Source organism: Bradyrhizobium sp. USDA 4454 (assembly GCF_054822705.1).
In genome coordinates this window covers 7,672,814-7,698,125 of sequence record NZ_JBTRCN010000001.1, presented here as the reverse complement: position 1 = coordinate 7,698,125, position 25,312 = coordinate 7,672,814, and the positions used below count along the sequence as shown (strand labels likewise).

The 25,312-nt window shown below is 66.3% G+C and carries 20 protein-coding genes and 1 pseudogene; 15 read left to right on the top strand and 6 right to left on the bottom strand.

Annotated features, from left to right (window positions below; translation table 11 throughout):
* Positions 1 to 213: 213 nt before the first annotated feature.
* The 9 genes from ACVIW0_RS35850 (at position 214) to ACVIW0_RS35810 (ending at position 10,210) form a co-directional block, all read left to right on the top strand.
* Complete coding sequence (locus tag ACVIW0_RS35850) at positions 214 to 1,161, top strand: aminoglycoside phosphotransferase family protein (RefSeq protein ID WP_461356637.1); 948 nt, start codon at positions 214 to 216, stop codon at positions 1,159 to 1,161.
* Between the two features lie 241 nt (positions 1,162 to 1,402).
* A complete protein-coding gene (locus ACVIW0_RS35845; protein WP_461356636.1) occupies positions 1,403 to 3,025 on the top strand; it encodes an ABC transporter substrate-binding protein in 1,623 nt (540 codons plus the stop codon).
* A gap of 707 nt (positions 3,026 to 3,732) precedes the next feature.
* On the top strand, positions 3,733 to 4,746 hold the full coding sequence (locus tag ACVIW0_RS35840) for an ABC transporter permease (RefSeq protein ID WP_461356635.1): 1,014 nt from the start codon (positions 3,733 to 3,735) through the stop codon (positions 4,744 to 4,746).
* A gap of 3 nt (positions 4,747 to 4,749) precedes the next feature.
* Positions 4,750 to 5,649: an ABC transporter permease gene (locus tag ACVIW0_RS35835; protein ID WP_461356634.1), complete on the top strand. Its 900-nt coding sequence runs from the start codon at positions 4,750 to 4,752 to the stop codon at positions 5,647 to 5,649.
* A gap of 94 nt (positions 5,650 to 5,743) precedes the next feature.
* Positions 5,744 to 7,462 (top strand): dipeptide ABC transporter ATP-binding protein, encoded by a 1,719-nt coding sequence (locus ACVIW0_RS35830; RefSeq protein WP_461356633.1) that lies wholly within the window; start codon positions 5,744 to 5,746, stop codon positions 7,460 to 7,462.
* A 19-nt stretch (positions 7,463 to 7,481) separates the two neighbouring features.
* On the top strand, positions 7,482 to 7,661 hold the full coding sequence (locus tag ACVIW0_RS35825) for a DUF4089 domain-containing protein (RefSeq protein WP_461356632.1): 180 nt from the start codon (positions 7,482 to 7,484) through the stop codon (positions 7,659 to 7,661).
* A gap of 7 nt (positions 7,662 to 7,668) precedes the next feature.
* Positions 7,669 to 9,066, top strand: coding sequence for an AtzE family amidohydrolase (locus ACVIW0_RS35820; RefSeq protein ID WP_461356631.1), 1,398 nt, complete (start codon positions 7,669 to 7,671; stop codon positions 9,064 to 9,066).
* Between the two features lie 2 nt (positions 9,067 to 9,068).
* Positions 9,069 to 9,461 carry an oxalurate catabolism protein HpxZ gene (hpxZ, locus tag ACVIW0_RS35815; RefSeq protein ID WP_461356630.1) on the top strand — a complete coding sequence of 131 codons (393 nt, stop codon included), beginning with the start codon at positions 9,069 to 9,071 and terminating at the stop codon, positions 9,459 to 9,461.
* A gap of 17 nt (positions 9,462 to 9,478) precedes the next feature.
* A complete protein-coding gene (locus ACVIW0_RS35810) occupies positions 9,479 to 10,210 on the top strand; it encodes a GntR family transcriptional regulator (RefSeq protein ID WP_461356629.1) in 732 nt (243 codons plus the stop codon).
* A 159-nt stretch (positions 10,211 to 10,369) separates the two neighbouring features.
* Here the strand turns inward: ACVIW0_RS35810 and atzF are convergent.
* A pseudogene (gene atzF, locus ACVIW0_RS35805) lies at positions 10,370 to 12,110 on the bottom strand (allophanate hydrolase).
* A gap of 272 nt (positions 12,111 to 12,382) precedes the next feature.
* On the bottom strand, positions 12,383 to 12,913 hold the full coding sequence (locus tag ACVIW0_RS35800; protein ID WP_461356628.1) for a MarR family winged helix-turn-helix transcriptional regulator: 531 nt from the start codon (positions 12,911 to 12,913) through the stop codon (positions 12,383 to 12,385).
* Between the two features lie 155 nt (positions 12,914 to 13,068).
* On the opposite strand from ACVIW0_RS35800, the gene ACVIW0_RS35795 reads away from it, so the two are divergent.
* Entirely contained in the window at positions 13,069 to 14,931 is a 1,863-nt protein-coding gene (locus tag ACVIW0_RS35795; RefSeq protein WP_461356627.1) for a feruloyl-CoA synthase, read from the top strand.
* A 330-nt stretch (positions 14,932 to 15,261) separates the two neighbouring features.
* On the opposite strand, the gene ACVIW0_RS35790 is transcribed toward ACVIW0_RS35795, so the two are convergent.
* Complete coding sequence (locus ACVIW0_RS35790; RefSeq protein ID WP_461356626.1) at positions 15,262 to 15,786, bottom strand: MarR family winged helix-turn-helix transcriptional regulator; 525 nt, start codon at positions 15,784 to 15,786, stop codon at positions 15,262 to 15,264.
* Between the two features lie 82 nt (positions 15,787 to 15,868).
* Between ACVIW0_RS35790 and ACVIW0_RS35785 the strand changes: the two genes are divergently transcribed.
* Together ACVIW0_RS35785 and ACVIW0_RS35780 are read left to right on the top strand one after the other, a co-directional pair.
* Entirely contained in the window at positions 15,869 to 17,071 is a 1,203-nt protein-coding gene (locus ACVIW0_RS35785; RefSeq protein ID WP_461356625.1) for a cytochrome P450, read from the top strand.
* 46 nt (positions 17,072 to 17,117) lie between these two features.
* Positions 17,118 to 18,353 (top strand): ABC transporter substrate-binding protein, encoded by a 1,236-nt coding sequence (locus ACVIW0_RS35780; RefSeq protein WP_461356624.1) that lies wholly within the window; start codon positions 17,118 to 17,120, stop codon positions 18,351 to 18,353.
* A gap of 251 nt (positions 18,354 to 18,604) precedes the next feature.
* Here the strand turns inward: ACVIW0_RS35780 and ACVIW0_RS35775 are convergent, their stop codons facing one another.
* Complete coding sequence (locus tag ACVIW0_RS35775; protein ID WP_461356623.1) at positions 18,605 to 19,879, bottom strand: NAD(P)/FAD-dependent oxidoreductase; 1,275 nt, start codon at positions 19,877 to 19,879, stop codon at positions 18,605 to 18,607.
* 115 nt (positions 19,880 to 19,994) lie between these two features.
* Entirely contained in the window at positions 19,995 to 21,401 is a 1,407-nt protein-coding gene (locus tag ACVIW0_RS35770) for a DHA2 family efflux MFS transporter permease subunit (RefSeq protein ID WP_461356622.1), read from the bottom strand.
* 176 nt (positions 21,402 to 21,577) lie between these two features.
* Here ACVIW0_RS35770 and ACVIW0_RS35765 point away from each other — a divergent pair, with 176 nt between their 5' ends.
* Together ACVIW0_RS35765 and ACVIW0_RS35760 are read left to right on the top strand one after the other, a co-directional pair.
* Positions 21,578 to 21,886 carry a hypothetical protein gene (locus ACVIW0_RS35765; protein ID WP_461356621.1) on the top strand — a complete coding sequence of 103 codons (309 nt, stop codon included), beginning with the start codon at positions 21,578 to 21,580 and terminating at the stop codon, positions 21,884 to 21,886.
* A 35-nt stretch (positions 21,887 to 21,921) separates the two neighbouring features.
* Positions 21,922 to 22,818 carry a sigma-70 family RNA polymerase sigma factor gene (locus ACVIW0_RS35760; RefSeq protein WP_461356620.1) on the top strand — a complete coding sequence of 299 codons (897 nt, stop codon included), beginning with the start codon at positions 21,922 to 21,924 and terminating at the stop codon, positions 22,816 to 22,818.
* 205 nt (positions 22,819 to 23,023) lie between these two features.
* On the opposite strand, the gene ACVIW0_RS35755 is transcribed toward ACVIW0_RS35760, so the two are convergent.
* Positions 23,024 to 23,572: a DUF805 domain-containing protein gene (locus tag ACVIW0_RS35755; RefSeq protein ID WP_461356619.1), complete on the bottom strand. Its 549-nt coding sequence runs from the start codon at positions 23,570 to 23,572 to the stop codon at positions 23,024 to 23,026.
* A gap of 394 nt (positions 23,573 to 23,966) precedes the next feature.
* Here ACVIW0_RS35755 and ACVIW0_RS35750 point away from each other — a divergent pair, with 394 nt between their 5' ends.
* Positions 23,967 to 25,139: an ABC transporter substrate-binding protein gene (locus ACVIW0_RS35750; protein ID WP_461356618.1), complete on the top strand. Its 1,173-nt coding sequence runs from the start codon at positions 23,967 to 23,969 to the stop codon at positions 25,137 to 25,139.
* Positions 25,140 to 25,312 lie beyond the last annotated feature (173 nt).

The following is a 25,312-nucleotide window of genomic DNA, read 5'->3' as shown; positions in this document are numbered from 1 at the left end:
TCAACTGCTTCTCCGTCATCCCCGCGCAATGGCTACGCCATTGTCGCTGGAGGAGCCGCGAAGCGGCGTCTCGAAGGATCGACGGCCACCAGCGGGGCCGATTCATCCTTCGAGACGCGCTACGCGCTCCTCAGGATGACGGGGATAAATCATTGAACAACACTTGTAGCTCGGATTGCGCTGCGCTTCATCCGGGCTACATTGATCGCGAAAATGCACCTTCCACTCCTCACCGACTACGACGCCTATCGCGCCTGGCGCGGCGACAGCTCGCGCTGGCTGGCGGTCGCGCGCGAGATCGCCGATCACCACGGGCTGTCCTGGGGCACCCCGCATGTGTTCGCGACCGGCACCAATCTCGTCGTCGGGCTTGGCGGCGAGCTGATCCTAAAACTGTTCCCGCCGTTCCTGCGTCCGCAATTCGTCTCCGAACGCGGCGCGCTGGCGGAGCTGCGCGGGCGGCTCGGCATTCCGATTCCCGATCTCATCGCGGAGGGCGAGCGCGACGGCTGGCCGTATCTCGTCATCACGCAGCTCGCCGGCACCGTCGGTTCAGAGATCTGGCCGGCGCTGTCGGAAGCCGAGCGGGAGCGCGTGCTGGCCGAGATCGGCGCCGTGATCGCCGAGGTGCAGCGCGTGCCGCCGGGCAACCTGCTGGCGCTCGGGCAGCCTTGGGAGGCCTTCCTGCGCACCCAGATCGCGCAGTGCAGGGCGCGACATGAACGGCTCGGCCTGCCGGCAAAATTCCTCGCCTCGCTCGACGATCTCCTGCGCGACGCCACTGAGCTGATCCCGATGCACGCGCCGCCGGTGATCCTGACCGGCGAGTACATTCCGGAGAATTTCCTGCTCGACCGCCGAGCCGACGGCTGGCACCTCGCCGGCCTGTTCGACTTCGGCGATGTCCGGACCGGATGGGGAGAGTATGATCTGCTCGGTCCCAGCGCCTTCATGGCCGCCGGGCATCCGCGACGGGTGCAGAGCCTGTTCAACGGCTTCGGCATCCCGCAAGCTGAGGTGAATTTCATGCTGAAGCGGCGGCTGATGGCGCTGATGATGCTGCACACGGCCAGCGATCCGCTCCGCCACATCTGCATCGCGGGCTGGCCGGACCGGGTCGATAACTTCGTTCAGTTGCAGGAGCTGATCTGGCCGGCCTAGCTGTCGGCGAAGTCGATCGTCGGCCAGAAAGCGAGCAGGCCTCATGCATTGCTCGTTTATTGAGCAGCAAGCCGTCCTTTGTATGCAATGGCGGGCACGTCGGCGGCTCCCGGTCAGGATACCTATAACGACTTCTTCTGTCTCTCCAGTGTATTAGCACCTCATAAGCTTTCATTAAGGGTTGGCACAATCCTTGCGAACCAAGTTCCAAGGCCCGTTCCCCGGGGCGTTGGAGCATCACATGAAGCGTCGCGATTTCCTCAAATCGGTGTCGGGACTGGCAGCGGGGGCGCTGGCGCCGACCGCGCCCGCGATCTGGTCGCCGGCCAAGGCCGACGCGCGCTCCGAGACGCTGCTGATCGTCTCCGAGGGCGGTCCCAACAATCTCGATATCCACGGCGTCGGCACCAACGTGCCCGGCTATGAGGTGTCGTGGAATTGCTACGACCGGCTGATCAGCCACGAGATGAAGAGCGGTCCGGGCGGCGTGCCCTATTACGACCGCGACAAGTTCAAGGGTGAGCTCGCCGAGGACTTCAACATCGGCGACATGTCGGTCACCTTCAAGCTGCGCAAGAACGCCAAATTCCACGACGGCGCGCCGGTGACGGCGAAGGATGTCAAATGGTCGCTCGATCGTGCCGTCTCTGTCGGCGGCTTTCCGGCCTTCCAGATGAGCGCGGGCTCGCTGACCAAGCCCGAGCAGTTCGTCATCGTCGATGACTATACGGTGCGCGTCGACTTCCTCAAGAAGGACAGGCTGACGATCCCCGACCTCGCGGTCATCGTGCCCTGTGTCGTCAACTCCGAACTCGTCAAGAAGAACGCCAGCGAGAAGGATCCCTGGGGTCTCGAATTCACCAAGCAACAGACCGCGGGCTCCGGCGCCTACAAGGTGACCAAATGGACCGCCGGCACCGAAGTCGTCATGGAGCGCAACGACGAGTGGGTCTCGGGTCCGCTGCCGAAGCTTAAGCGCGTGATCTGGCGCATGGTGCCGCAGGCGGGCAATCGCCGTGCGCTGCTCGAGCGCGGCGATGCCGATATCTCCTACGAGCTGCCGTTCAAGGACTTTCAGGAGATGAAGGCCAACGGCAAGCTCAACGTGGTCTCGCTGCCGTTCTCCAACGGCATCCAGTATATCGGCATGAACGTCACCAAGCCGCCGTTCGACAATCCCAAGGTGCGGCAGGCGATGGCCTACGCGATGCCGTACCAGAAGATCATGGATGCGGTGCTGTTCGGTCTCGGCAACCCGATGTTCGGCGCACCGAAGGACAGACCGACCGAGGTCGCGTGGCCGCAGCCGACCAAATACAACACCGACATGGAGAAGGCCAAGGCGCTGCTCGCTGAAGCCGGCTACGCCAATGGCTTCGAGACCACGATCTCGTTCGACCTGAATTTCGCCGGCGTGAACGAGCCGCTCTGCGTGCTGGTGCAGGAGAGCCTGGCGCAGCTCGGCATCAAGGCCACCATCAACAAGGTGCCCGGCGCCAACTGGCGCACCGAATTGAACAAGAAGGAAATGCCGCTGTTCACCAACGTGTTCTCGGGCTGGCTCGATTACCCCGAGTACTTCTTCTACTGGTGCTATCACGGCAACAATTCCGTCTTCAACACCATGAGCTACAAGTCGCCGGAGATGGACAAGCTGATCGACGGCGCGCGCATCGCTGCCGCCAACGGCGACACCGCGGCCTACGACGCCGACGTCAAGGGCTTCGTCGATCTCGCCTTCACCGACATCCCGCGCATCCCGCTCTATCAGCCCTTCGTCAACGTCGCGATGCAGAAGAACATCTCCGGCTACGAGTACTGGTTCCACCGCCGCCTCGACTACCGCGCGATGGCGAAGGGGTGAGGGATCATGTCGATGGTCTTGCACGCATCGGCATATGGCGTTCGTTTCCGTGAGGTGAGCACGCCTCTCAGGCTCCCTCCCCCCTTGCGGGGGAGGGTGGGGAGAGGGGTGCGCCGCGAACGCGGTAGGACGACGTCAGGCGAGATGGTGCCCAATCCTTCGCTGCCTCGCGCGCGGATCAGCACGGCGCTGCATCTCGCATCGGAGCAAGCGGCACCCCTCTCCCCAACCCTCCCCCGCAAGGGGGGAGGGAGCCCATCCAGTCCCGTTGTGGCTTTGCCGTTGCGAAGGGGCGTCGTGATGCGCTCCGTCCACGAAGCTCTGGCAGATACGGTTTCCCGTGAGGTGAGCACGCCTCTCAGGCTCCCTCCCCCCTTGCGGGGGAGGGTGGGGAGAGGGGTGCGCCGCGAACTCGCAAGCACGACGCCGGGCGAGATCGCGCCAAACCATTCGCGGCCTCACGCGCGGATCAGCGCGGCGCTGCATCTCGCATCGGAGCAAGCGGCACCCCTCTCCCCAACCCTCCCCCGCAAGGGGGGAGGGAGCCCATCCAGTCCCGTTGTGGCTTTGCATGATGTCGTGTCGGCTCTTCACCCACGTGAGGTGCGCACTGCTCTCTCATTCCCTCCCCCCTTGCGGGGGAGGGGCAGGGAGAGGGGTAAGCCCAGACGGCGGTGCGTGTGGTGTGATTGGATCGGGAGCGCGCCATGCTGTCGCTGATCGGCAAGCGGCTGCTGTTCGCGATCCCGTCGCTGATCGGGGTCGTGATCGTGACGTTCCTGCTGACGCGTGCGCTGCCGGGCGATCCGGCGGCGTATTTTGCAGGGCCTGCGGCAACCAAGGAGGCGGTCGAGCAGATCAGGAAGAAGCTCGGCTTCGACAAGCCGCTGATCGAGCAGTTCGTCCGCTACACCAATGATCTCGCCCATGGCGATCTCGGCACCTCGCTGACCACGGGCCAGCCGGTCGCGGCCGAATTGCGCAACCGTCTGCCCGCATCGGCCGAGCTCACGCTGCTCGGCCTCGTCGTCTCGATCGTGATCGCGATTCCGCTCGGCGTGCTGGCGGCGACGCGGCCGGGCTCCTGGATCGACCATCTCTGCCGCGTCACCACCACGGCCGGCGTCTCGCTGCCGGTGTTCTTCACCGGGCTGGTGCTGGTTTATTTGTTCTATTTCCGGCTCGGCTGGGCGCCGGCGCCGCTCGGCCGGCTCGACGTGTTCTACAGCGCGCCGCCGACCGTCACCGGCTTCTACCTGATCGACACGCTGATCGCGCGCGACTTCGAGGCGTTTCGTTCTGCGTTTAGCCAGTTGATCCTGCCGGCGGTGACGCTTGCGATCTTCTCGCTGGCGCCGATCGCGCGCATGACGCGGGCCTCGATGCTGGCAGTGCTGGCGTCGGATTTCGTCCGCACCGCGCGCGCCAGCGGGCTGTCGCCCGGCAAGGTGATCGTCACCTACGCGTTCCGCAATGCGATGCTGCCGGTCATCACCACGCTCAGCATGGTGTTCTCGTTCCTGCTCGGGGCCAACGTGCTGGTGGAGAAGGTGTTCGCCTGGCCCGGCATCGGCTCCTACGCGGTCGAGGCGCTGATCGCATCCGACTTCGCGCCCGTGCAGGGCTTTGTGCTGACCATGGCGGTCATGTACGTGCTGCTGAATCTCCTGATCGACATCCTCTATGGCGTGATCGATCCCCGCGTCAGGCTGGAGGGATAGAGCATGAGCACCGTTGCACCGACCGTCGAACCCGCAGGTCCCGCCCGCACGTCCGGACTCGCCGCGGTGCTGGAGCAGACCCGCTACGTGCTGAGCGAGAACAAGGTCACGGGCTTTGCCTTCGCGCTGCTGATCCTGATCATGTTCGCCGCGCTGTTCGGCCCCTACGTCGTGCCCTACGACCCGCTCGCCTCCGACACCGCGGCGGCATTGAAGCCGCCGTCGGCCGCGCACTGGTTCGGCACCGATCAGCTCGGCCGCGACATCTTCAGCCGCGTCATCGTGGCGACACGGCTCGACACCTTCATCGCGGTCGCCTCCGTCGTGCTGGTGTTCCTGATGGGCGGGCTCGCCGGCATCGCCGCCGGCTATTTCGGCGGCTGGACCGACCGCATCGTCGGCCGCATCGCCGACACCATCATGGCGTTTCCGCTGTTCGTGCTGGCGATGGGCATCGTCGCCGCGCTCGGCAACACCGTGCAGAACATCATCATCGCGACCGCGATCGTGAACTTCCCGCTCTACGCCCGCGTCGCGCGCGCCGAAGCCAATGTCCGCCGCAACGCCGGCTTCGTGCAGGCGGCGCGGCTGTCCGGCAATGGCGAATACCGCATCCTGCTCGGGCACATCCTGCCCAACATCATGCCGATCATGATCGTGCAGATGTCGCTGACCATGGGCTACGCGATCCTCAACGCCGCGGGCCTGTCCTTCATCGGGCTCGGCGTCCGGCCGCCGACCGCGGAATGGGGCATCATGGTCGCCGAGGGCGCCGGCTTCATGGTCTCGGGCGAATGGTGGATCGCCCTATTCCCCGGCCTTGCGCTGATGATCGCGGTGTTCTGCTTCAACCTGCTCGGCGACGGCCTGCGCGACATCGTCGACCCGCAGCGGAGGACGTGATGACGGTCTCGTCACGGTGTCCTATTACCTCGCCGCTCCTTTGCATGGGGTTGTTCTGCAGGCTTTTGGCTCGCACCTCGCATGAGGGACGAACATGACCGCCCAGCCATTGCTCGACGTCCAGGACCTCACCGTCGAGTTCACCACCCGCCGCGGCATCGTCAAGGCGGTGCAGCACGTCAACATCTCCGTGGCCAAGGGCGAGACCGTCGGCATCGTCGGCGAGTCCGGCTCCGGCAAGTCGGTGACGTCATACGCGGTGATGCGGATCCTCGACCGCGCCGGCCGCATCGCCGACGGCTCCGTGATGTTCTCCGGCATCGACGTCAAGGCGGCGAGCGAAAGCCAGATGCGCGATCTGCGCGGCCGCGAAGTCTCGATGATCTTCCAGAATCCGCGCGCAGCGCTCAATCCGATCCGCAAGGTCGGGCACCAGATCGAGGACGTGCTGCGCCAGCACGTGCAGCAGGCACAGGTCACCGATCGCGGCGAGACCGCGATCGAGGCGCTGGAGCAGGTCAAGATCGCGCGGCCGCGCGAGCGCTATCACGCCTACCCGTTCGAACTGTCCGGCGGCATGTGCCAGCGCGTCGTCATCGCGCTGGCGCTGGCCTGCAACCCGCAGCTCCTGATCGCGGACGAGCCGACCACCGGCCTCGACGTCACCACCCAGAAGGCGGTGATGGATTTGATCGTCGAGCTGACGAAGCGCCGCGCGATGTCGACCATCCTGATCACGCATGACCTCGGCCTTGCAGCGGCCTATTGCGACCGCGTCGTGGTGATGGAGAAGGGCCGCGTGGTCGAGACCGCGAAATCGGCCGACATCTTCGCCGCGCCCCAGCACGACTACACAAGGAAGCTGATGCGCGCGACGCCGCGGCTCGGGGTGTCATTGCGCGATCTGCTGCCGGAGGACGCCGAGGCGCCCGCAGATACCGCGACTGCGGCCGAGCCCACGCCGGTGGAACGCGAGCAACCACTTCTATCCGTCGAGAAGCTCGTCAAGGAATATCCCCGTCAGGGCGCCGGCTCGATGCTGACAAAGCTGTTCGGCCGCAAGCCGCCGGTCGAGGAGGACATCTTCCGCGCCGTCGACGGCATCAGCTTCTCGATCGACCACGGCGAGAGCGTCGGGCTGGTCGGCGAATCCGGCTGCGGCAAGTCCACGACGTCAATGATGGTGATGCGCCTCCTCGACCAGACCTCCGGTCGCATCGTGTTCGACGGCGAGGACATTGGCGGCATCCTGCCGCAGTCCTTCGCGCGGCTGCCGCGGCGCAGCCAGATCCAGATGGTGTTCCAGGACCCGACCGACAGCCTCAACCCGCGCTTCACCGCGGCGCGCGCGATCGCCGACCCGATCATGCAGCTCGGCGACATCAAGGGGCGTGACGCGCTGCGTGACCGCTGCGAGGAGCTGGCGCGGCTGGTCGGCTTGCCGGTCAATCTGTTGGATCGCTTTCCGCACCAGCTGTCCGGCGGCCAGAAGGCCCGCGTCGGCATCGCGCGCGCGATCGCGCTGCACCCGAAGCTCGTGATCCTCGACGAGCCGACCGCGGCGCTGGACGTCTCGGTGCAGGCCGTGGTGCTCAATCTGCTGCAGGACCTCAAGCAGTCGATGGGCATGAGTTATCTGTTCGTGTCGCACGACCTCAACGTGGTCCGCCTGCTGTGTGATCGCGTCATCGTGATGCGCGCCGGCCGCATCGTCGAGCAGGGCACGTCCGAACACGTCTTGGGCAATCCGCAGGATGCCTATACAAGGGAGCTGCTGACGGCGATCCCGCATCCGCCGTTGCCGGTTGCCTGAGAAACTCATTGGAAGCGAAATGGCCGATCATCTCGACGACTACATGAATGCCGTTGCCCGCGCGATGGGGCTGCCGCTGGAGGACGCCTGGCGGCCGGCGGTGCGCGCCAATCTCGAGGTCTCGCTGCGGCTGGCGAAGCTGGTCGATGACTTCCCGCTGCCGGATGACATCGTCTCCGCCGCCGTCTATTCGACCTGAGATCGCGATGTCCGAAACTCCAGCTTCCCTGTCGGCCGCCGAAATCGCGCAGGCCGTCTCAAACCGCAAGCTCACGGCCCTCGCCGCGACCGAGGCTGCGCTCGCGCGCATCACGGCGCACGACACGGTGCTCAACTCCTTCACCGACGTCACGGCCGAGCGCGCCCGCGCCAGGGCCAAGGCGATCGATGCCGCGATCGCGGCGGGCCAACCGGTCGGCCCGCTCGCCGGCGTGCCCTTTGCGGTGAAGAACCTGTTCGACGTCGAGGGCCTCTCGACCCGCGCCGGCTCCAAGATCAACCGTGACCTGCCGCCGTCGCCGCGCGATGCCACGCTGATCGAGCGGATGGAGGCGGCCGGCGCCGTGCTGGTCGGCGCGCTCAACATGGGCGAATACGCCTACGACTTCACCGGCGAGAACGTGCATGACGGCCCGTCTCGCAATCCGCACGATCCGACGCGGATGACCGGCGGCTCCTCGGGCGGCTCGGGCAGCGCCGTCGGCGGCGCGCTGGTGCCGATCGCGCTCGGCTCCGACACCAACGGCTCGATCCGGGTGCCGTCGTCGTTCTGCGGCATCTTTGGCCTGAAGCCGACCTATGGAAGGCTGTCGCGCGCGCGCTCCTATCCGTTCGTGGCGAGCCTCGATCACCTCGGTCCGCTGGCGCGCAATGTGAAGGATCTCGCGCTGGCCTATGACGCGATGCAGGGACCCGACGCCGACGATCCGGCCTGCATCGTGCAGTCGGTCGAGCCGACCGTGCCGCTGCTGGCCAATGATGTCCGCGGGCTGCGGGTCGCGATCGCGGGCGGCTATTTCCAGCAGAACGTGTTTCCGGAGGCGGTCGAAGCGGTCGCGCGCGTCGCCAAGGCGCTCGGCGCCACGCGGACTGTCGAGTTGCCGGAAGCCGCGCGCGCCCGCGCCGCGGCCTACATCATCACCACGACCGAGGGCGCCGCGCTGCATCTGGACCGGCTGCGCAAGCGTCCGAATGATTTCGATCCGGCGGTGCGCGACCGCTTCATCGCGGGCGCGATGGTGCCGGCGGTCTATGTCGACAGGGCGCAGAAATTCCGCCGCTGGTTCCGCGCCAGGATGCTGGAACTGTTCCGGTCGGTCGACGTGATCCTGGCGCCGGCGACGCCATGCACCGCGCCGAAGCTCGGGCAGGTCAATTTCACGCTCGACGGTGTCGAGCTTCCAGTGCGCGCCAATATCGGCATCCATACCCAGCCGATCTCCTTCATCGGCCTGCCCGTCGTAGCCGTGCCGGTGCCGCTGGAACCGCTGCCGATCGGCGTGCAGATCATCGCCCCGCCCTGGCGCGAGGACATCGCGTTGCGGGTCGCCTATGCTCTGGAACAGATCGGTGTCGCCGCGGCTCCGGCGCCGAGGGGGCTCTAATTATGGATGTCGATCTTCCCGACGTGGTCGCCGAGGTGACGGCGCAGTTCCAGCGCTACGAGGCGGCGCTGGTGTCGAACGATGTTGCCGTGCTCGACGAGCTGTTCCGCAACGACAGCCGCACGCTGCGCTACGGCATCGGCGAGAACCTCTATGGCTACGCCGAGATCACGGCGTTTCGGGCCGGGCGCTCGCCGGTCGGCCTGATGCGCAGGATCGACCGTACCGTGATCACGGCCTATGGCCGCGACACCGCGATCGCTTCGACGCTGTTCTACCGGGACAGCGCTCCGGGTAGGGTAGGGCGGCAGATGCAGACGTGGATTCGCTTCCCCGAGGGCTGGAGAATCGTTGCGGCCCATGTCAGCGTCATCGACGAGCCCAAAGGCGTTTGAACACGAGCGCTTGAACCATGAGCCTGGACGATCTTCCGACCCGCGCGCCGCAGCCGGCCGAGGCCGAGCCGCTGGTGCCGCGCGTCGATCGCCCGTCGTCGCTGGCCGACAAGATCACCCGCGCCGAGGAGTTGCGCCTGCAACTCGCCGACGAGATCGTGCGCGGCACGCTGCCGCCCGGCGCCGCTCTCGACGAGACCGACCTTGCGCGCCGGTTCAACGTGTCGCGCACCCCGGTGCGCGAGGCGCTGCGGCAGCTTGCCGCCAGCGGCCTGATCGATGCCCGCGCGCATCGTGGCGCGGTGGTGGCGCGGCCCTCGCTCGAGCGGCTTACCGGCATGTTCGAGGCGATGGCCGAGCTGGAAGCGATCTGCGCCGGCCTTGCCGCCGAGCGGATGACGCCGGCCGAGCGTCACGCGCTGGAGGCGGTCCATGAGGAGCTCAGGGTATTGAGCTACACCGGCAATCCCGAGCGCTTCCACGAGGTCAATGAGCGCTTTCACAACGTGATCTATGCCGGCTCGCAGAACGCCTATATCGCCGAGATCACCCTGGCGACGCGGGTGCGGGTGCAGCCGTTCCGTCGCGCCCAGTTCCGCAACCTTGGGCGCCTTGCAAAGTCCCATGCCGAGCACGACCGCGTCGTCGTCGCCATCCTGCGCGGCGACAAGCAAGGCGCCGCGGCCGCGATGCGCGCCCATATCGAGCAGGTGCGCGGGGAATACGAGACCTACGCGGTGTCGGTGTAGACAGCTCCCGTCATTCCGGGGCACGCGAAGCGTGAGCCCGGAATCCATCACTCTGCATATGACGTAGATGATTTGGTCGCGGGGCGCTTCCAGCAACCGTCACCGCGGCCCGATGGATTCCGGGCTCGCGCTGCGCGCGCCCCGGAATGACGAAGGCTGCTACACCTTCGCCCGCTCCGCCATGAACGCGCGCCAGCCGCCATAGGCCGAGATATCCGTCGCGCCGGTGATCGCGGCGGGCTCGACGATGAAGCCTTTGGCCTCGCGCCCGTCGGCGAGCCGGATGGTGCCGATCGACAACGGCGGCGGGATCGCGGCGACGAATGTGCCGAACGCAGCCGGCGACATCGCCCACAGCTCGAGCTTGATCGCATGGCCAGCACCGGCCTCGACGCGCAGCATGCCGGGCTTCGGCGGCGTGGTGTCGAGCGCGTAGAGCTTGTAGTCCGCCGCGGTGACGGTCTCTTCCAGCAGGCGCGCATCGAGCGTCGTCAATTCGTGGTTCAGCGCCATGCCGGACAGATGCGCACCGACCACCGCGATCGTGATCTCGCCGGCCCCGGCTTGCGCCGGCACTGCAGCGAGCGGCGGCTGCGGCAGCGCCTTGGCGCCGATAGCAAGCTTGGTGTCGGCGTGGAACACGCGGCCGATGCCGGCGAGCGCGGCGTCGCGGCCGGCAGGCGCCAGCAGCGTGATGCCGAACGGTGCGCCATCGGTCCGCATCGCCGCCGGCAGCGCCAGGCCGCAGAGATCGAGCAAATTGACGAAATTGGTGTAGGTGCCGAGCCGAGAGTTCAGCTCGATCGGATTGGCCAGCACCTGCTCGGTGGAATACACCGTCGGGGCGGTGGGCAGCACGATGGCGTCACACTGCGCGAAGGTGCGCGCGGCGACGCGGCGCAACGCCTGCAGACGATACAGCGCGGAGAACGTGTCGGGCCGCGGTGAGCCGCGCGCCGCCGATCGTGATCTCGCGTGTCACCGGATGGATCGCATCCGGCGCCGACGCCAGCAGGTCGCGGATCACGAGGTAGCGCTCGGCAACCCAGGGGCCCTCGTAGAGCAGCCGCGCGGTCTCGTAGAACGGCTCGAGATCGAATTCGACCAGTTCGGCGCCGAGCGCCTGCCAGCGCTTTAGCGCCTCGCCATAGGCGGTCTCCGCTTTGCGGTCGCCGAAGAAGATCAGCTGGCCGCTCCTGGGAATGCCGAGCTTCAGCTTCGTCGGGAATGTCGCGAGCGGCGCCAGCGGCCGGTCGCGCGAATACGGATCGGTATCGTCCGGCCCGGCCATAACCGCGAGCGCGGCCAGCGCATCGTCGACGGTGAGCGAGAATACCGAGATGCAGTCGAGCGTGCGGCAGGCCGGCACCAGCCCCGCGTTCGAGATCAACCCGAGGCTCGGCTTGAGGCCGACGATGTTGTTGAGCATCGCCGGCACCCGGCCGCTGCCGGCGGTGTCGGTGCCGAGCGACAGCGGTACCAGGCCCGCGGAGACTGCGACCGCCGAGCCTGAGCTCGATCCCCCCGGCACCAGATCGGCGCGCACCGGATTTTTGGGAATGCCGTAGGGCGAGCGCACGCCGACCAGGCCGGTCGCGAACTGGTCGAGATTGGTCTTGCCGATGATGATCGCGCCGGCCGCGCGCAGTCTCGCGACCGCGGTGGAATCCTTCGACGGCGTGTAGGCGAACGCCGGGCAGGCGGCGGTGGTCGGCAATCCCGCGACGTCGATATTGTCCTTCACGGCGACCGGTACGCCATAAAGCGGCAGCGTCGGGTCCGTGAGGCGCGCGGCTTCGGCGAGTGCGTCCTGCTCGTCGCGCAGGCTGATGAAGATGGCGGGGTCGTTGTGGTCGCGGATGCGCTGGTAGCTGCGCGCCACGGTTTGCGCCGGCGTCATGGTCCCGGCGCGGTGTGCGGCAACGATCGCGGCGACAGTTTCAGTCACGTGGTTGACCTCGTCTCTGGTGCGGCACCGCCGCGAGGGAATTGCAGCCTGATCGAAGCAAGCCATGTGCCATTGTGTACAATTCGTCCGTGCCGCTGAGCGACGAATTATCACATAATATCAGCCGCTTGAAATGCTCGCTGGGAGCCGGAGTAAGCCACGCTTGAGAATGTATGTGCCTAATCTTCAGGCAGGTGTGACCAGGCCAAAACCCAGTCGCAAGATCAGGTGAAGCAGGCGAGGATCTGCAGCAGCCGCTCGCGATTGTCCTTGCCGATCTTCTCGGCCACATGCCGCTCATGCTCGGCGGCGAGGCGCTTGAATTGCGCCAGCGCGGTCTTGCCGCGCGCGGTCAGGTGCAGCGCGTGGGAGCGGCGGTCAGTGGCGGACGGGATGCGGCTGACGAAGTCGCGCTCCTCCAGGCTGTCGAGCAGATGCACCAGCCGCGCGCGCTCGATCCCGAGTCGCTTGGCGACCGCCATCTGGCTCAGGCCCGGATTGGCCCCGATCACGGTCATGACCGAATATTGGGTCGGGCGGATATCGACGGTCGCCAGCGTCTTGATGAAGTCCTGGAAGATCCAGAGCTGGAAGCGCCGCACAGCATAGCCGGCGTGGCCGACCAGCGCGTCGAGGCCGATGTCATCGCCGGCGTCGCCGGCATGCGCCCCGCCATTGGTCGCCCGTGCGCGGAGGCGGCGGATTTCCGCTGCCGTTGCTGCCGTCTTGCGCGATGTCTTTTGCTGGCTTGCCATGACCCCGCGAGGCTAGCGCGCCTGAGGTGGGAGGGAAAGATTGTTGTTGACGACAACAATTGATCTCCGCAACATTATCGCCAACAGCCCGGCCGGGTTTGCGTCGCCACACCATGTTGCAGCGCGATCCCGCAAAACGCGGGTGGGAGGAAACCATGACGATCGCCACCGCCAGCGGTGACAATCCGAACGGCCTGTTCGCGACGCCCGCGATCGTTGCCGTCAGACGCGACGACGGCAGCATCCTGGTTCGATCCACCACGCCGCTGCAAGACGGCGCCCGCTGCGTCGGTGACTGGCTGGAGCACTGGGCGCGGCAAGCGCCGGATCGCATCTTCCTCGGCGAGCGCGCCAGCACCGAGGCGCCCTGGAGCACCGTCAGCTATCGCGAGGCGCTCGGCATCGTGCGGCGCGCCGCGTCGTGGGTCCTGGCGCAGGGGCTGAGCGCCGAGCGACCGCTCGTCATCCTCTCCGACAACGGCATCGACCACGCGCTGTTCGCGCTCGCCGCCCAGCATGTCGGCGTGCCCTCGGCCGCGATCTCGCCGGCCTATTCGCTGATGTCGAAAGACTTCGACAAGCTGAAGAGCATGATCAGCCTGCTCGATCCCGGCGCGATCTATGTCGCGAGCACCAAGCCGTTCGCGGCGGCGTTCGCCGCGATTGCGCCGCTGCATCGCGCGACCGTCGTCAGCGGCAATCCCGACGATGTTGGGGCATTGGCGTTCCGCACCATCGCATCGACACCGGAATCGCCAGAAGTGGCAAAGGCCTTTGCCGCGGTGACGCCGGACACGATCGCAAAATTCCTGTTCACCTCGGGCTCGACCGGCGCGCCGAAAGCCGTGATCAACACCCAGCGCATGCTGACCTCGAGCCAGCAGGCCAAGGCGCAGACCTGGACGTTCCTCGAGCAGGCCGGCAGAGAACTCGTGATCCTCGACTGGCTGCCCTGGAGCCACACCTTCGGCGCCAACCACAATTTCAACCTCGTGCTGCGCAACGGCGGCACGCTCTATATCGACGGCGGCAAGCCGGCGCCGGGCCTGTTTGCGACCTCGCTCGCCAATCTGCGCAGCGTGGTGCCGACGGTCTATTTCAACGTGCCGCGCGGCTTCGACATGCTGATCGCGGCGCTGCGCACCGACGACGGGCTACGCCGCAAATTCTTCGAGGGCACCAAATTCGCGTTCTATGCCGGCGCGGCGCTGCCGCAGAATCTGTGGGACGCGCTGGAGGAATTGTCGTTCGCCACCGTCGGCCACCGGCTGCCGATGGTGTCGGCCTGGGGCTCGACCGAGACCTCGCCGCTGGCAACTGATTGTCACTTCCTCGCCAAACGCTCCGGCAATATCGGCGTGCCGATCCCGGGCACCGAGCTGAAGCTGGTGCCGGCGGGCGACAAGCTCGAGGTGCGGGTGCGCGGGCCCAATGTCACGCCGGGCTACTGGAAGGCGCCCGAGCTGACCGCGCAGGCCTTCGACGACGAGGGCTTTTACAAGATCGGCGACGCCGTCACGTTTGCCGATCCCAACCGGCCCGATCTCGGCCTGTTCTTCGACGGCCGCGTGGCCGAGGATTTCAAGCTCAATTCCGGCACCTGGGTCAGCGTCGGCACGTTGCGTGTCGCCGGCATCGCGGCGCTGGCGCCGCTGGCGCAGGACATCGTCGTCGCGGGTCACGGCCGCGACGAGGTGCGCTTCCTGGTGTTCCCGAACCTCGCCGCCTGCCGCGCGCTGGCAGGCCTGCCCGAGAGCGCCGATGTGCGCGAGGCGATCGGCCATCCCGCGGTCCGCTCCGCGATCGGGCAGGGCTTGGCTCGGCTGAAGGCGCAAGGCGGTCATTCCTCCGGCCACGCCACCCGCGCGCTGCTGCTCGCCGAGCCCGCCTCGGTCGATGGCGGGGAGATCACCGACAAAGGCTACATCAACCAGCGCGCCGTGCTGACCCGCCGCGCTGCAGCAGTGGCGGTCCTGGAGGACGACGGATCAGCCGAGCCGATCGCCTGCGCGGGCTGAGATTACGGTAGAGCAGGCCCATGTGAGGAAGGCACCGGCGGAAGGGTTCCCTCCCCCCTTGCGGGGCCCCCGCAAGGGGGGAGGGAGCCTCGGCAGCGTGCTCACCTGACCTGACGGCGACGTACAAGTCTCGGCATGGGGGCCGCATTCGCTCACCTTTATAGTTGCCATAGCAACTAGTCTGTGCGAGTTTTCGTCCCCGTAGGGACAAGGCCGGTCAACGGCCGTTCTTTTGGGAGGACGATGTTGCGCAGCAGCGCGCGAGCAGCACACATAGACGATCGGGCAAATACCGCGGAACCGCAGCCCGCCGGTGGCTCAGCTGTGCCGTCAGCTCGCGCCTTGCCCGGTCACGGCGCCGAGATTCTCGTGCAGCCGGCGCAGCAGGTCGATCAGCACCTCGCGCTCATCCTTCTTCAGGCACGACAGCAGCCGCCGCTCGCGCTCCAGCGCTGCGACGATGACCTTGTCGTGGATGGCGCGGCCGCGCGCGGTCAGGGTGATCGAATGGGTGCGGCCGTCGTCGGGTGCGGTGCGGATCGTCAGCAGACCGCGCTTTTGCAGCGCCGCGAGGTTGCGGCTGACCGGCCCCTTGTCGAAACCGATCACCTGGCAGATCCGGGAGGCCGGAATCCCGGGCTCGATCGCCAGTTGCGAGATGATTCGCCACTCGGTGACGTTGACGCCGAAATTCTTCTGGTAAAATGCGGTGGCGCTGTTCGACAGCTTGTTGCCGATGAAGGTGATGAACGCCGGCACATAGCGATTGAGGTCCAGCACCGGGCCATCGGTGGCGTCTGCGGGATCGGCCGGTCTGGGCCGGCGGGGCTTTCGGGGGAGGGGCTGGCTGCTCATCTGTCAAATCATCGCCGCGAAACCGTTCGGGAGCAAGTGACATGCGGCCCGTGTTGACAAGAACAAATCTCGGGAGGTCCTGATGACTGCAGCAGGGGGGACATCCGTCCCGCATCTCGACGTCGATCCGTTCGCGCTCGAGTTCTTCGCCGATCCGTTCCCGACCCATCAGCGGCTGCGCGATGCCGGGCCGGTGGTCTATCTCGACAAGTGGAATGTCTATGGCGTGGCTCGCTACGCCGAGGTCCATGCGGTCCTGAACGATCCTGCGACGTTCTGCTCCAGCCGCGGCGTCGGCCTCAGCGACTTCGCCAAGGAGAAGCCGTGGCGGCCGCCGAGCCTGATCCTGGAGGCCGATCCGCCCGCCCACACCCGGACCCGCGCCGTGCTGAGCACGGTGCTGTCGGCGACCGTGATGAAGCAGCTTCGCGGGCAGTTTGCCGCGGCCGCGGAGGCCCGCCTCGACGTGCTGCTGGAGAAGCGCCGGTTCGACGCGATCGCGGACCTTGCCGAAGCCTTTCCGCTGTCGATCTTCCCGGATGCGCTCGGCCTGCGGCCCGAGGGCCGCGAGAATTTGCTGCCCTATGCGAGCCTGGTGTTCAACGCCTTCGGCCCACCGAACGAACTGCGCAAGCAGGCGATCGAGCGCTCGGCGCCGCACCAGGCCTATGTCGCCGAGCAGTGCCAGCGCGACAATCTCGCCCCTGATGGCATCGGCGCCTGCATCCACGCCCATGTCGACAGCGGCGCCATCACCGCGACCGAGGCGCCGCTATTGGTGCGGTCGCTGCTGTCAGCCGGGCTCGACACCACCGTCAACGGCATCGGCGCCGCCGTCTACTGCCTCGCGCGCTTCCCGGATCAGTTCGAGAAGTTGCGCAGCGATCCGACGCTGGCGCGCAACGCGTTCGAGGAGGCCGTGCGGTTCGAAAGTCCGGTGCAGACCTTCTTCCGCACCACGACCCGCGACGTCGAGCTCAGCGGTGAAAGCATTCCCGAAGGCGAGAAGGTGCTGATGTTCCTCGCCGCGGCCAACCGCGATCCGCGCCGCTGGGAAAACCCCGATAGCTACGACATCACGCGCCGCACCTCGGGGCATGTCGGTTACGGCTCGGGCATCCACATGTGTGTCGGCCAGCTGGTCGCCCGCCTCGAAGGCGAGGTGATGATGGCGGCGCTGGCACGCCGCGTCGCCAGCATCGAAATCACGGGCGAGCCGAAGCGGCTTTTCAACAACACGCTGCGCGGGCTGAGCAGCCTGCCGGTCGAGATCACGCCGGCCTGACGGGACACTTGAGGCCGGCAACGGGTTAGCTGAGGAGAAACGGGGGATGCGATCGATGAGTGGCTTCGGGATCGGACGATTTAGAATCGGACTCGCGTTTGCGTTGGCTTGCGCGGCGGGCAGCGCACGCGCGGAGATATCCGACAATGTCGTGCGCGTCGGCGTGCTCAACGACATTTCCGGCATCTTTCAAGATACCAATGGCATGGGCTCGGTGGAGGCCGCGCGGATGGCCGCCGAGGATTTCAACGGCGGGGCTAAGGGCATCAAGGTCGAGATCGTCTATGCCGATCACCAGAACAAGGCTGACGTGGGATCGGCGATCGCGCGCAAATGGCTCGATGTCGAAGGCGTCGACGCCATCGTCGACGTGCCGAACTCGGCCGTTGGCCTCGCCATCAACACCGTGCTGCGCGATTCCAGGATGACGTTCCTGGCGTCGTCGACCGCGAGCTCCGATCTCACCGGCAAGGCCTGCTCGCCGAACACCATCCAATGGGTCAACGACGCCTGGGCGACCGGCAATACCACCGCGGCCGCGATGATGCAGCGCGGCGGCAAGGACTGGTATTTTGTGACGGTCGACTACGCCCTCGGCAAAGGCATTGAAGCCGAGGCGACCAACTACATCGAGAAGCACGGCGGCAAGGTGCTGGGATCGAGCAAGCATCCGCTCGGCACCTCGGACTTCGCCTCCTTCCTGCTGCAGGCGCAGAACTCGAAAGCGAAGGTGATCGGGCTTGCCAATGCCGGCGGCGACACCATCAATGCGGTGAAGCAGGCGGCCGAGTTCGGCATCCAGGAGGGCGGCCAGACCATGGTGGCGTTCCTGCTGTTTGTGAACGACATCCACGGCATGGGCCTGAAGGTGGCGCAGGGCCTGCAACTGCTGGAAGCCTTCTACTGGGACATGAATGACGACACCCGTGCGTTCGCAAAGCGCTTCGCCGCGCGTCCCGGCATGAACGGCAAGATGCCGAGCGGCAACCAGGCCGGCGTCTACGCCGCGACGCTCGCCTACCTCAATGCGGTGGCTGCCACCGGCAGCGACGACGCCAAGCTCGTGGTGCCGCAGATGAAGACCTTCAAGGGCAAAGACAAACTGTTCGGCGACACCACGATCCGCCAGGACGGCCGGGTCATCCATCCGATGTATCTGTTCGAGGTGAAGAAGCCGGACGAGTCGAAATACCCCTACGACTATTACAGGCTGATCGCGACCATCCCGGCCGAGCAGGCATTCCGGCCGCTGGCGGATGGTGGGTGCCCGCTGGTGAAGTAGCATCGGCGCACGAAGGCTGCATTCTGCCGCTCACCGCATCAGGTGATCGTCTGAGAGACGGCGTGCCCATGTAGCTCGTTTTCCGTCATCCTGAGGAGGCCGCAAAGCGGCCGTCTCGAAGGATCGACGGCCCCACACTCACCGTGAGACGATCAACGCACGCCGAGCAATCGGGGGCCGTGCATCCTTCGAGACGCGGCCAAAGGCCGCTCCTCAGGATGACGGGGCTAGGGTTGCGCGCGCAAGCGGGCTTACTGCGCCACCTTGCTGCTGCCTTGGGTGATCAGCCGCGCGGCGCGCTGGTCGCGGGTGTGGATCCAGAGCCAGTTCATCGCCACCGCAATCCGGTGGCGCACGCCGATCAGGAAGTAGATGTGGGCGAGGCCCCAGATCCACCATGCCAGCGAGCCGCGCAGCTTGAGCCAGCCGAAATCGATCACCGCCTTCTTCTTGCCGATCTGGGCGAGGCTGCCGGCATGCTTGTAGCGGAACGGCGGCAGCGTCTTGCCGTCGAGCCGGGCCTTGATCAGGGCTGCGACGTAGCGCCCCTCCTGCTTGGCGGCCGGCGCGATGCCGGGCACCGGACTGCCGTCGGGGCCCTTGATGGTGACGGTGTCGCCGACCGCGAAGATATCGGGATGGCCGGGTACGGTCAGATCCGGCTCGACCTGCAGCCGGTGAGCGCGATCCGCCGGCGCGTTCAGCCACTCGGCAGCTCGTGAGGCGCGTACGCCGGCGGCCCAGACGATGGTGCGGGCCTCCAGCCGCTTGCCGCCGAACACCACGCCGTCGGCCGAGCATTCGGTGACCGGCTGGCCGAGCATCACCTCGACGCCGAGTTTCTCCAGCGATGCCTGCGCATAGGCCGAGAGATCGTCCGGGAATCCGGCCAGCACGCGCGGCCCGGCCTCGATCAGCACCACACGCGCCTTGCGGGTGTCGATGTGGCGGAAGTCTTGCGGCAGCGTGTCTTTGGCGAGGTCGGCGATGGTGCCGGCCATCTCGACGCCGGTCGGCCCGGCGCCGATGATGACGAAGGTGAGCAGCGCCGCGCGCTTGTCAGGGTCGGTCTCGCGCTCGGCGCGCTCGAAGGCGACCAGGATGCGACGCCGCAAGGTGGTCGCGTCTTCCAGCGTCTTCAGGCCGGGCGCGAACGGTTCCCATTCGTCATGGCCGAAATAGGCGTGGCGTGCGCCGGTGGCGAGGACCAGCGTGTCGTAGGGAATGCTGCCGCCGTCATCGAGCTCGACCTGCTTCGCCGCCGCGTCGACACCGCAGACATTGGCGAACAGCGTCGTCACCTCGGGCCGGTCGCGCAGGAGATAGCGGATCGGCCATGCGATCTCGCTGGTGGCAAGCGACGCGGTTGCGACCTGGTAGAGCAATGGCTGGAACAGATGGTGGTTGCGGCGGTCGATCAAGGTGATTTCGACCGGCGCGCCGGCGAGGCCGAAGGCCGTTTCCAATCCGCCGAAGCCGGCGCCGACGATCACCACGCGATGAGGTTTGGCCGGCGCTTGCGTCATCGGATGTCGCCCTCGGTTTCGAACGGCTTCGTCGTCTGATTATGTAGTCATTGACGGCCTCATTCCAACACGAAATGCCCGATCGCCCGATAGCGAAACCCAATCGCTGCGCATCTCACGCATCCAGGGGCGCGGGCGCGGCGGCGACCCGTCGTCGCATCGGCAGAAACAGTCCCGCGACCGCACCGGCGAATGACAGCATTGCTGCAAGGCTCATCGCCGCCGCGAATCCATTACTGAAATGTCCGGATGAATCGGCCGCGCCGTTGGCCGAGAAGCTCGCCACCAGCGCCGCGATGCCGAACATCCCGCCGAGGAAGCGGCCCATGTTGAAGATGCCCGATGCCTTGCCCATCTCGTTGACCGCAACCGCACTGAGCACCGCGTTCTGCGCCGCGGGCATCGCCATCGAGACGCCGATTCCGGCGAGCACCAGCGGCGCGACCAGCGCGGAATAGGGCACCGTGGGGCTCACGATCTCGCTGATCCAGCCGAGCCCGACCGCCTGCATCAGCAGGCCGGCGACCACAAGCGTGCGCTCGCCGAACCGGTTGACGACGGCGCCGGCGATCGGCGCCGTGACGAACAGCGTCGCGGTCCATGGGATCAGGCGAAGCCCGGCGCCGAACGCATCGAAGCCGAGCACGATCTGCAGGAACTGCGGCAGCAGGAACAGCACACCATACATCGCGGCGTAGAACAGCACGCTCGCCGCCATGCCGGATGCAAACGGCCGCGCCGCGAACAGCCGCATCGGCACCATCGGGCTCGTCGTACGCTGCTCCCACAGCACGAACATCACCGAAAGCGCGACGCCTGCGATCAACGCGCCGGTGACTTCCGCGCTGGCCCATCCGACGCTGTTGCCGCGCAGCAGGCCCCAGACCAGGGCCAGCGCCGCGAGCGCGACCAGCGACAGTCCGATGATATCGAGCGGCGCCGCTGGTCCGAAACTTTCACGCAGGCGGGCGATCACGAGGGCAATCGCGATCAGGCCGATCGGCAAATTGATCCAGAAGATCCAGCGCCAGCCGAGATGCTCGGCAATGAAGCCGCCGATCGCCGGGCCGATGATCAGCGCGCAGCCGGTGATGCCGCTGAAAATGCCGAGCGCACGGGCGCGCTCCTCGCGGCCGAACGCGCCGCTCAGGATCGCCATCGCCAACGGCATCACCAGCGCCGCGCCGGCGCCCTGCAAGGCGCGGGCGGCGATCAGTGCAGCGGCGCTGCCGGCCAGCGCGCACGCCGCCGAAGCCACGACGAACACGCCGATCCCGGCTGCGAACATCCGGCGCCGCCCGAAGCGGTCGCCGAGCGCCGCACCGGTCAACAGCAGCACCGCGAAGCTCAGATTGAAGGCGTTGACGGTCCATTGCAGCGTCTCCACCCCGCTGCCGAAATCGGCGCGGATGGTGGCGAAGGCCGTGGTCATGATCATGGCGTCCAGCGCCATCATGAAGGATGCCAGCGCGGTGAGGCCGAGCACCCAGCGCTGCTCGGCGCGCTGTTCAGGGGTCTCCATGGGGTTCTCCGTTGACGTGCCGCAGGCTGCGGCGCTTCGCAGGCAAGACGAGCCGGACCAGGCAAAGGATGCGCCCGAAAATTAATTTTGCCGGGCCGCATCCTTTCGCAGTCGACAAACGTCGTTGGGTCTGACGCGGCCGCTTCAGGCCGCAGGACCAGGCCAAGGAGGCTGCGATGCGACGGACCCTGATCAGGTACAAGACCAAGCCGGAGCTGGCGGACAAGAACGCCGCGCTGGTGGCGGCGGTGTTTGCCGAGCTGAAGGCGGCGAGCCCGGACGGCGTGCGCTACATGACGCTGCGGCTGGAGGACGACACCTTCATCCATATGGTCGAGACCGCGGCCGACGACGGCTCGAGCCCGATCCCGAAGCTGGCCGCGTTTCAGGCGTTCCAGGACGGCATCCGGGATCGTTGCGCCGAGCCGCCGCTGGTTCGCAGTGCGGTGATTGTCGGGAATTATCGTATGCTGGACGAGCCGTGAACCGGCGGGCACTGGACCGATCTGGCGGAGCCATCATGACGTCACCACCCCAAGCGCCGGCCGCGACCGACGTCGAGGCGCTGCTGGCGGCGATGCGGCCGAGGCTGCATCGCTACTGCGCGCGCATGGTCGGCTCCGTGATCGACGGCGAGGACGTGCTGCAGGACGCGTCGATCAAGGCGATGCAGGCCTTCGCGTCCGCAACCCCGATCCAGAATCCGCAAGCATGGCTGTTCCGGATCGCGCACAACACCGCGCTCGATTTCCTCAGGCGGCGCAACCGCCAGGACGCGCTCCACGCTTCGGAGGAGGTGGACATGATTGCTGCAGAGCTCGATGATGTCAGCCGTCGCGAGATCGCCGCAAGCAGCCTGCGCACCTTCATGCGGCTGCCGGTGGCGCAGCGCTCCAGCGTGATCCTGATGGACGTGCTCGGCTGCTCGTTGCAGGAGGTCTGCGGCATCATGGATTTCAGCCTGCCGGCGGTGAAGGCGGCGCTGCATCGCGGACGCACGCAGCTGCGCGCGTTCGCGAGCGAACCGGATGACGCGCCGCGGCCCGGCCTGTCGCCGGCCGATCGCACCAGGCTGAACGCCTATGTCAGCCACTTCAACGCCCGCGACTTCGACGCCATCCGCGCCATGATCGCCGACGACATCCGGCTCGAGCTCGTCAACCGGACACGGCTGAACGGCAAGGCCGAGGTGTCACGCTACTTCGGCAATTATGCCAAGATCGACGACTGGCACCTGGTGACCGGACAGGTCGAGGGACGTCCGGCGATCCTGGTGTTCGCTCCCGATGCGCTGGACGCGCCGCCGCGGTCGTTCATGCTGCTTGACTGGTCGGCCGACAAGGTCGCGACGATCAGGGATTTCCGCCACGCGCCGTACGCGATCGACGGGGCTGAATGGGCGGTGGATCAGTGGTAGGGGGTGGTCGCTACCGCAGCCCTCGTAACGCACCGATCGCGCCGCAATCTCGATGTCGTGCCGGACAAGCGAAGCGCGATCCGGGACCCATAACCACGAATGCAATTGGTTTGCGATGCTGGGGCTCCAGCCCGCTTCGACAATCTAGTTATTCGGTGGTTATGGGTCCCGGCCTTCGCCGGGACGATGCGAGGAGAGAGCCGGCCTACCGCGACTTGCCGCCGAATTGGCCGCTGGCAATCCGCGCCATGCGGCTGCCGGCCGCGGCCGGAGGGGTGTTTCGATCAAACATGCCATCGCCGCCGCTCTCGCGCGGCAAGGGCGAGGCCTCGTCGGCATGGCCGTTGCCCGGCCAGAATGTCAGCACCAGGTTCATCACGCCATTGACGGCGGTGCCGACCACCGTTGCGGTGTGCTGATAGGTCAGCGCATATTCGGGAAATCGTCCGGCAACGGCCCTGTCGAGCACCATGAGGGCGATCCATGCCGCCATCACGCAGACCGGATCCCATCCGATGTCGCGCACCCGCATCGACTGCAGCATGAAGCAGACGACGAGCATGCCATAGAAGGCAAAGATCAACGCGGGGCTGCTCGCGGCCTGCGCGAGCAGCACGTCCGTCCGGCCGCTCGCCGGCGCATTGCCCGTGATGCCGTACACCAGCAACAGGAAGCCGACGCCGGTCACGAAGCTGCAGAAGAAAAAGGCCAACCGGCCCATCCGGGCATTGAAGCCGAAGATGTAATTCAGCATGTGACGCACCTCTTTGGGCGGCAGCCTCGCGCGGCGATGCTTTCCGGACCATGAAGCCCGCGCGCGCTCGCCCGCCCGTGGTTTCCGCCTGCTTTACCGGATCGTTAAAGCCTGCTGCATTGCGGGGCGCGGCTTGTCGGAAGCGAGGCCGGGCCTGCGACAATCGTTGCCTACGCAACCGGCATTATATTTCTTGCCACGGCCGAGTTGGACGAATTATGATGCAAGGTGCTGGAGTATGCGCCGAAGGTTCTAAGTGAGCGCGCTCGGTTCATGCTTGCTGCGGACTTGCGATATCGCGCACAAAATACGTCACAGAACGACGCGCGCAACGCGTGACTCCCAAGGCCTCGATTCGGCCTTGCGGGATCTTTGGTTGAGGAGGGGAGTGAATATGAGAAAGGCATTTTGGCTGGCAGGCGCCATGGCATTGGCGCTGGCGCAGCCCGCGACGGCGGCTGACAGCGTCAAGATCGGCTTCGTCTCGACCTTCAGCGGGCCCACCGCCGTGATCGGCAACGACATGCGCAATTCGTTCGAGCTCGCGCTCGACCATCTCGGCCGCAAGATCGACGGCAAGCCGGTCGAGGTGATCTACGAGGACGACCAGCAGAAGCCCGACGTCGGCAAGCAGAAGACCGAGAAGCTGGTGCAATCCGACAAGGTCGATTTCATCGTCGGCTACATCTGGTCGAACGTGCTGCTGGCGTCGCTGAAGACCGCGGTCGACAGCAAGACCTTCCTGATCTCGGCCAACGCCGGTCCGTCGCAGCTCGCCGGCGAATTGTGCTCACCTTATGTGTTCTCGACCTCCTGGCAGAACGACCAGACGCCCGCCGCGATGGGCCTCTACATGAACCAGAAGGGCGTCAAGTCGGTATTCCTGATCGGCCCGAACTACGCCGCCGGCAAGGACATGCTGGCGGGCGTCAAGAGCACCTTCAAGGGCGAGGTGGTCGGCGAGGAATACACGGTGTGGCCGAGCCAGCTCGACTTCTCCGCCGAGCTGACCAAGGCGCGCAACTCCAAGGCCGAGTCGATCTTCGTGTTCTATCCGGGCGCCGCCGGCGTCCAGTTCCTGAACCAGTACGCCCAGGCCGGCATCAAGGCGCAGATCCCGCTCTACACCGCCTTCACCATCGACGAATTGTCGCTGCCGCTGCAGAAGGACAACGCGATCGGCATCCCCGGCGCGCAGGAATGGGTCAACGACCTGCCCAACGCCGAGAACAAGAAGTTCGTCGAGGACTACCGCAAGAAGTATCCCGGCTTGCGTCCGACCTATTACGGCGCCCAGGCGTATGACGCCGCCCAGCTGATCAACAGCGCGGTCGTCGCTGTCAAGGGCGACCTCACCAAGAAGGACGCGATGAAGGCGGGGATGGAGAAGGCCAACTTCAAGTCGCTGCGCGGCCCGTTCAAGTACGGCAACAACCACATCCCGATCCAGAACTTCTATCTGCAGGACGTGGTCAAGGACGCCGACGGCCAGCTCTCCCTGAAGACGGTCGCAACCATCGTCAAGGACGACCAGGACAAATTTCACGACAAGTGTCCGATGAAGTGATCTTTTGCGCCGTCTTGGCGCGCAGCTTGCTTCTCTTCACCTCGCCCCGCCTGCGGGGAGAGGTCGATCGCGAAGCGATCGGGTGAGGGGGAACTCTCCGCGAATCTGGTCTGCGGAGGCAGCCCCTCATCCCAACCCTCCCAGGGCGAGCTTTGCTCGTCCCGGCCCCGCAA

Coding starts and splice junctions, on each gene's coding strand:
- ACVIW0_RS35785 (WP_461356625.1), top strand. CDS start 15,869: ATGACTGCAGCAGGGGGGACATCCGTCCCGCATCTCGACGTCGATCCG.
- ACVIW0_RS35835 (WP_461356634.1), top strand. CDS start 4,750: ATGAGCACCGTTGCACCGACCGTCGAACCCGCAGGTCCCGCCCGCACG.
- ACVIW0_RS35840 (WP_461356635.1), top strand. CDS start 3,733: ATGCTGTCGCTGATCGGCAAGCGGCTGCTGTTCGCGATCCCGTCGCTG.
- ACVIW0_RS35770 (WP_461356622.1), bottom strand. CDS start 21,401: ATGGAGACCCCTGAACAGCGCGCCGAGCAGCGCTGGGTGCTCGGCCTC.
- ACVIW0_RS35790 (WP_461356626.1), bottom strand. CDS start 15,786: ATGAGCAGCCAGCCCCTCCCCCGAAAGCCCCGCCGGCCCAGACCGGCC.
- ACVIW0_RS35810 (WP_461356629.1), top strand. CDS start 9,479: ATGAGCCTGGACGATCTTCCGACCCGCGCGCCGCAGCCGGCCGAGGCC.
- ACVIW0_RS35750 (WP_461356618.1), top strand. CDS start 23,967: ATGAGAAAGGCATTTTGGCTGGCAGGCGCCATGGCATTGGCGCTGGCG.
- ACVIW0_RS35775 (WP_461356623.1), bottom strand. CDS start 19,879: ATGACGCAAGCGCCGGCCAAACCTCATCGCGTGGTGATCGTCGGCGCC.
- hpxZ (WP_461356630.1), top strand. CDS start 9,069: ATGGATGTCGATCTTCCCGACGTGGTCGCCGAGGTGACGGCGCAGTTC.
- ACVIW0_RS35825 (WP_461356632.1), top strand. CDS start 7,482: ATGGCCGATCATCTCGACGACTACATGAATGCCGTTGCCCGCGCGATG.
- ACVIW0_RS35830 (WP_461356633.1), top strand. CDS start 5,744: ATGACCGCCCAGCCATTGCTCGACGTCCAGGACCTCACCGTCGAGTTC.
- ACVIW0_RS35760 (WP_461356620.1), top strand. CDS start 21,922: ATGACGTCACCACCCCAAGCGCCGGCCGCGACCGACGTCGAGGCGCTG.
- ACVIW0_RS35800 (WP_461356628.1), bottom strand. CDS start 12,913: ATGGCAAGCCAGCAAAAGACATCGCGCAAGACGGCAGCAACGGCAGCG.
- ACVIW0_RS35755 (WP_461356619.1), bottom strand. CDS start 23,572: ATGCTGAATTACATCTTCGGCTTCAATGCCCGGATGGGCCGGTTGGCC.
- ACVIW0_RS35850 (WP_461356637.1), top strand. CDS start 214: ATGCACCTTCCACTCCTCACCGACTACGACGCCTATCGCGCCTGGCGC.
- ACVIW0_RS35765 (WP_461356621.1), top strand. CDS start 21,578: ATGCGACGGACCCTGATCAGGTACAAGACCAAGCCGGAGCTGGCGGAC.
- ACVIW0_RS35820 (WP_461356631.1), top strand. CDS start 7,669: ATGTCCGAAACTCCAGCTTCCCTGTCGGCCGCCGAAATCGCGCAGGCC.
- ACVIW0_RS35795 (WP_461356627.1), top strand. CDS start 13,069: ATGACGATCGCCACCGCCAGCGGTGACAATCCGAACGGCCTGTTCGCG.
- ACVIW0_RS35780 (WP_461356624.1), top strand. CDS start 17,118: ATGCGATCGATGAGTGGCTTCGGGATCGGACGATTTAGAATCGGACTC.
- ACVIW0_RS35845 (WP_461356636.1), top strand. CDS start 1,403: ATGAAGCGTCGCGATTTCCTCAAATCGGTGTCGGGACTGGCAGCGGGG.